This window comes from Gorillibacterium sp. sgz306347, assembly GCF_059735245.1.
Genome location: NZ_JCAPET010000052.1, coordinates 21,285 through 27,322 on the forward strand (window position 1 = coordinate 21,285; position 6,038 = coordinate 27,322).

The 6,038-nt window shown below is 49.7% G+C and carries 5 protein-coding genes; 3 read left to right on the forward strand and 2 right to left on the reverse strand.

The genetic code is table 11. The features are described 5' to 3' along the window. Entirely contained in the window at positions 1-1,134 is a 1,134-nt protein-coding gene (locus AC6I6H_RS19710; protein WP_497955879.1) for a CgeB family protein, read from the reverse strand. A gap of 183 nt (positions 1,135-1,317) precedes the next feature. On the opposite strand from AC6I6H_RS19710, the gene AC6I6H_RS19715 reads away from it, so the two are divergent. The 3 genes from AC6I6H_RS19715 (at position 1,318) to AC6I6H_RS19725 (ending at position 5,045) form a co-directional block, all read left to right on the forward strand. Further along, the gene (locus tag AC6I6H_RS19715; RefSeq protein WP_497955883.1) at positions 1,318-2,655 is read left to right on the forward strand and encodes a serine hydrolase domain-containing protein; all 1,338 of its coding nucleotides are present in this window, start codon (positions 1,318-1,320) and stop codon (positions 2,653-2,655) included. A gap of 1,065 nt (positions 2,656-3,720) precedes the next feature. Beyond that, positions 3,721-4,302: a TetR/AcrR family transcriptional regulator gene (locus AC6I6H_RS19720; RefSeq protein ID WP_497955886.1), complete on the forward strand. Its 582-nt coding sequence runs from the start codon at positions 3,721-3,723 to the stop codon at positions 4,300-4,302. Positions 4,303-4,304: 2 nt separating this feature from the next. Further along, entirely contained in the window at positions 4,305-5,045 is a 741-nt protein-coding gene (locus AC6I6H_RS19725; protein WP_497955889.1) for a CPBP family intramembrane glutamic endopeptidase, read from the forward strand. Between the two features lie 404 nt (positions 5,046-5,449). Here the strand turns inward: AC6I6H_RS19725 and AC6I6H_RS19730 are convergent. Next, positions 5,450-6,038, reverse strand: a 589-nt coding sequence (locus AC6I6H_RS19730) for a DUF2812 domain-containing protein (protein WP_497955893.1), incomplete at its 5' end; no start/stop codon positions are given.

Below are 6,038 nucleotides of genomic sequence, written 5' to 3' on the forward strand. Positions count from 1 at the left end.
CTAGCTTCCCCCTCCAGTTACCGAAGCTGCGTGGAGCAGCCTGAGAATCATTTGAAGATAGGAGTATTTATAGCAACTTCCCCACAGAGCTCTTGTGGAAACCGCACGCTTTCGATCCGCATGGTTGAAGTATTCTCGTACTTTTTCTCCCAGCTCGCGCGAGGTTTGAAAGGTTTCGATATCCTCGCCAGGACTGAGGTATGAATATAAATTCGGGTGGTCCTCGGCAATTTGGAAGCCTCCGCATGCTGATATCTCGAGAATTTGCTGCTGCGGAAGCTGCCAATGAACAATTACTTGCGCGCCATTATAATAATTTTGAAGCTCGTCATGGGGTTCTACACAAATAAAAGGGAGGGATGCATCCCAGCCATTTCCGATGAGAAATACGTTTCTATTTCCCGCTGCTTGCCGGAGCTCAGCTATTCGTTCTCTATGGTGCGGAGACGCATCTCCGATGACAAGCATATCGCATTGATAGCGGCTCTCTACAGCCTTCGGATAGTAGAGCGTGCGATCAGCGGCAAACGGCAGGTAGATAACCTGCTTACAGCCCGCTTGCTTATAGGCAGGAACGTGCGTTGCATTTTGAGTAAAAACAAGGTCAAACTTCGCAGCGGCTCGACCCAACGCCTCCGATACACCGGCCACGTCACACAGCCATACGGCTTTTTTGACTGGGGGCGGTACGTTCGCCTCCAGTTCTTCGAATGCCGCCGATTCCCGCATGCCGAGCACAAGCAGCAGGTCGGGATTGAACGAGTACAGTTTTTTCGAAACAAGCTGGAAACCTTTTACCAACACCGCCTCTTGAGCCAGCAGGTTTATATTCTCAACGACAAGCTGCTCCGTCCTCCATTCGCCCTCGCCGGACATGCAGGAAACGATGAGCACTTTCGTTTGTTTTATATCTTTATAAGCGCTCGCTTGAATTTGCCGATCCTCTTCTCTACTCTGGGTCTGCTCTTGTTTAACGGGTACGTTTTCTTTGCTCTCCATTCGGGGTTTATTGTTTTCTATGTCATGGATTCGTTTCACAACTTGATTCGCAATTTGAGCGATTGACTTTTTGGATAACGATTGGGATGGAACGTTTGGTTTCCGCTTATGAGCGGATTGTTTCCTTGCTGCCATCCTGAGAATCATCCTCCTGCGGTCCGACGTCAGGTTATTATATGAACCGCCGCGTTAATTGCCATCGGACACGGTACTGGCTTGCCGCAAAAAGGGCGCTCACCCGGCAGCCCGGCAAGCAAGAGGAAGCAGGGCAATGAGAACACTGACTCAGGCTGCAATACTTAAAAGGGAGAGAGAATAATGAAGACAATCGAACAAAAGCTGGAGCATTACATGGACGAATGGTCCCGTGCGAACCGGTTCAGCGGAACAGTGGCCGTCACTCAGGGAACCCGGTTTCTATTACGAAAGGGGTACGGTTACGCAAACTGGGAATATCAAATCCCCAACGATGCATCCACCGTTTATCCGATCGGCAGCGTTACAAAGCAGTTTACGGCAGCTGCCATCTTGCAATTGGCTGATAAGGGAAAATTAAACCTGGAAGACCGGTTAAAGGACTATATCCAAACCTATAAATATGCCGAACAGATGACGATTCATCATCTGTTGTCCTCTACCTCGGGCATACCGGATTATACAGAGCTGCCGGCGTATAGCACCAGGGCTCGGCTGTCGGCGGATGAGATTCTAAGCTGGCTGAATGAAGCTCCTTTGCACTTCGAACCGGGCCAGGGAATAGAGAAAAGCAACTCCAATTATGTGCTTCTGGCAAAAGTTGTTGAGTTGGTTTCAGGAATGGACATTGAGGCGTATTATCAAAAGTATTTGTTTGAGCCTGCCCGACTGCAAGTTACCCGGGTGTGCCGCAACGAGGATGTCATTCCGAATAAAGCATACGGGTACTCTTTTTCAGGGGAAGGGGTCGTTCAAGCGGATTATTACGAAATGTCCGGAGCCTACGGGAGCGGGTTTCTGTGTTCCAATGCCGATGATCTATTCAAGTGGACGCGGGCTTTGGCAGAGGGGATTCTGATTAAAAAAGAATCCTATCAAAAGATGATGACTCCCTATGGCTATCTGTGGTATGCAGGGGCTTCTATGGGTTATGGATGCTCGGTAAATGGGGACCCGGTGGATGAGATATTGGTGAATGGCAACATATACGGGTACACCTGCAGTGTACATAAATACTTGCATGGCGACTATACGGTCATTCTGCTCTCGAATAATGACGCAGTACCGATCGGCCGAATTGCAAAGGGAATAAAGTCGATTTTATTCTCTCAAGAGCCCCAGGTCATCGTAAAACCGGATAGCCGCGAGAATGTGGACTATACAAAATACGAAACGCTTATTGGGGAGTACCGCTTTCCGCCGACAGGATGGCGATTTGCAATTTCTTTCGAGAACGGCTGGTTATACGTGGACCGGCTGTTTATCCAAGAGGCGAAAAGAAAGAAATTTGCGTTAAAGCTGGTAGCCGAACAGGAGGAGCGGGTCGATTTTGCATGTGAGGTATGCGACAGCACCTTTTCCTTTTTCTTGAGCCCCGATGGCGAAGTACAGCGAGTCGTTTATGCTTGGGACACGCTGGAGCTGCCCTATGAAAGAGCCTCGGCCGCTGGTCCCGCATAGGGGACCTTTGTCTGAACGCAGCCTTTCAAAGCATTTTTCTTCTAGCGCGGCTCTCTCTTGAAAATAGAACATAAGATCATCCCGACTGGTCACGTTGCGCATCCTTCCGTACCGGGAGTTTTGCAAATACTCCACCATCCAATCAATCCAGTCGGGATATAATGCATGGTTGTCGGACACTCGTTCTGCTGCAACTTTGTTTATTTGTACTTTTAAATTGTCAGGATACAGATAAAAAACCATTGGGTTCAGAGGCAGCAATAGTTGTTCAACCTCTAAAATATAGTCCATCATCTGTTGTTCCTCACCGTCCATTTTTCGCATCAGTTCATTAAGAATTTGCTGAAAAAGAACATTTTCAAACACATAGACCTGATTCGAATGGAGGGCTTGTTCAACGAATGCCGTTATTCTGCATTTTAATGCCTGCATAAAACGTTCCGTCTCCAGATTCCCGTTATCCGCCTTAAAACGCTCCAATGCAGCATGGAGCTCTGGATATTCCTTAACATCGGGCAGAAAGACACAATGCCAACCGTTGTAGACCTTCGCCTTCTCCCTGAGTATTTCCCGGCAGGCAGAAAATTTCAGCAGAATGTCCGCAAATTCTTCCTCCGTCAGTACCGCCGTCATTCTTATGTCGCACGGGTTTTCAATTGTGGAGTCCATGTGATATTCAAAAAAGACCCTAGCTGATTTTCCGCTTCCATGAATTCCTTCGAAGTTGATGAATCTAGTATTCACTGTAATACCCCAATTCGTATTTATATCTGGACCAATTTTATCCATAGGAAACGGATGGAACAAGAGGAAAAATAGATGCTAATTATTCAATCGTAATGGAAGGCATGAGGCCGAAGCGGGTATTACCATCTTGGGTTTGTGCCTGGCGTGCAGGAGATTCAGACGATGGCTATTCCTAAGATCCGGGTCCCGTAGCGAGACGGTTCTAAGGGGAAGAACCGCTTTTGGCAGGCTGTAAAAAAAAATTGTTGATAAAATTACGTTTGTAATATAACATATATAATATAACGAACGTTATTTTATTGTTGAGGAGGAAATCTTATGCCCCCGAAGCCGAAAGTAACGCGTGACCTCGTGCTGGAAGCGGCGCTTGAGCTGCTGCGCGAAGAGGGGATGGATGCCGTCAACGCACGCAATGTCGCAAAGAAGCTCGGTACCTCCACCCAGCCGATATTCAGCCATTTTTCATCCATGGAAGAACTAAGAGAAGCAATCTGCGCTTATGCCGAGCACTTGTATAATACCGCAATGCTGGCGGCGATGCAGAGCGGCGGCAACGGCTTTCTGGCGATGGGGCTTGCTTACATCCGGTTTGCACGAACGGAAAAAAAGCTGTTCCAGCTTCTGTTTATGTCGGGCCGGCTCCAGCAGGAGAAGGTGGCGGAAATCGCCGGCGCGACCGAAGGCGACGACCAGGTGATCGCGATGATCGGGCACATGACCGGCCTCTCGGCTGATCGTGCACGCAGCTTGTATGCCGGTGTCTGGTATACGACCCACGGCATTGCCTCGCTGGTTGCAACGAACGGCAGCACGATGGACGACGAGGAGGCCCAGGCCGTATTGGGCCGCGTATTTAAAGGGTTGCTGGTTACACTCAAAAGAGAAGGCGAGGAGCTTTAACCATGTCCGTTACTTTCATTCGCAAACATCCTTATGCCGCCGCCATCATCGCGGCGGTAATCTGCACTTTACTTACCGCCATCGGTTCCGCGGCCGCCGAGATCGCCGGACTGGCGGAGGTCCCTGCTTATCTTGTTATGACAGCCTCCGTGGTATTGTCCGTTTTGGTGGGCCTGCTGCTTCTGCGCCGCGCCGGCTTTTCAGCCGGGGAGGCCGGTTTCCGGCGGCCTGCCTCCGGCAGCGTACGCTCCGTGTGGCTTTGGGTGCCGCTGCTGCTGATAGAGGCGATACCGCTTGCCGTTTACACCCCAGCATTTGACCGTCCGGGAGCCGAATATGCGGCCCTGGCTCTGTTCACTGTCGTTGTTGGCTTCAATGAGGAGCTGTATTTTCGCGGCTTGTCCTTCTCCTTTCTGTTGGGCAAAAGCCGGAAGCAGGCCGTTATCGGCTCCTCCCTCATCTTTGGCGTGCTGCATGCCGCCAACGCCCTGAGCGGGACGGAACCTGCCGAAGTGCTGCTGCAGATCGCCTTTGCTTTTCTCGCCGGCCTAACGCTTGCCCTCATCATCAGCATTACCCGCAGCCTTTGGATCGGGATTGTGTGGCATATGGTCCACAATTTTATTTCCTTCAGCACGGAGCTCGCCTTTGACCGGACGGCGCTGATCGTGATTCTGGCCCAGGTATTGATTTTGGCAATCTATTCGGTCGGCATGTGGAAACGCGGAACGGCGGAAGCCTGAACGAGATTAAAAAAAGCGAAGCGACCATTAAGGCAGCTCAGCTTGTCGGGAAACGAAGACAAAGAAAAAAGGCAAATAGCTGCACAGCGAAACTTATTTTCGATGGTGTCCCGTTCCAATCGCGGAATAATTCCCTACACGCCCTTAATTCCAACGAATCAAGCGATATTCGGAGAAAAATGGAGAAATAATTGCTTTCTTGCATCTAATCGGTCGAGAATAGTCGGAAATGATCGGATTAGTTGATTTTTTGCACTTCCTGTCCACGCTGCAAGCGCGAAACCTTCCGGTTAATGGAAAATTCGCGCCCGCTGCACTTTTGCACAAAAAATGCCTGACTTTCTCGACAGCCCGGCGGCCTTTTAAGGTCGCTTTTTTGATTCCTCTAATAAGGTTTTATTCTCTTACTCTCGAATTCGGATTTCCTGCTGAAGCTTTTTGATTTTCCTGCGAAGGGGTTTGACCATCCACCAAAAGAGAAAACCCAGCAGGAGCAACGAGGAGGCGGTAGTAAAGTTTACGAGTGCGAAGCCTTCCAGCTTTTCATTAACCCTAAGATTTAAAAAGCCAACCAAAAGATTTGTTAGCCCCGCCAGGAACTCAACTACCATCGCCGTTGTCCATAGGACATGGATTCGCTGATAGTGTTTGCTCTTGGATTCCAAGTCGGAATAAAGATCGAATGCGCCTTCCGACGACTTGCGCCTGAGATAGATCCACCGTATATAGGTCGCCACACGTTCGATCCCGTTTTGCTCCAAGAAGCTTAGATAAGCGATGCTTTCCGGATGAGCAGGCGCGTGCTCCAATAGCTCGATCCGGTAGGTATATTCGTTCGGGAGGCTCTCCTCAAAAACATATCGGCGCCAACTGTAGTCGCTCAGTGCCATCCCGATGGCGGACATCTTGCTCAGCCACGCTTCTTCCTTCTCGTAATCCCAAAATCCCTTTCTACCCTGAAAAAAACGCAACTTCATAGTCTGTGGTGCCCGC

Excerpts from the sequence above, each read along its gene's own strand:
- AC6I6H_RS19710 (WP_497955879.1), bottom strand. The coding sequence starts at position 1,134 with ATGGCAGCAAGGAAACAATCCGCTCATAAGCGGAAACCAAACGTTCCA.
- AC6I6H_RS19725 (WP_497955889.1), top strand. The coding sequence starts at position 4,305 with ATGTCCGTTACTTTCATTCGCAAACATCCTTATGCCGCCGCCATCATC.
- AC6I6H_RS19715 (WP_497955883.1), top strand. The coding sequence starts at position 1,318 with ATGAAGACAATCGAACAAAAGCTGGAGCATTACATGGACGAATGGTCC.
- AC6I6H_RS19720 (WP_497955886.1), top strand. The coding sequence starts at position 3,721 with ATGCCCCCGAAGCCGAAAGTAACGCGTGACCTCGTGCTGGAAGCGGCG.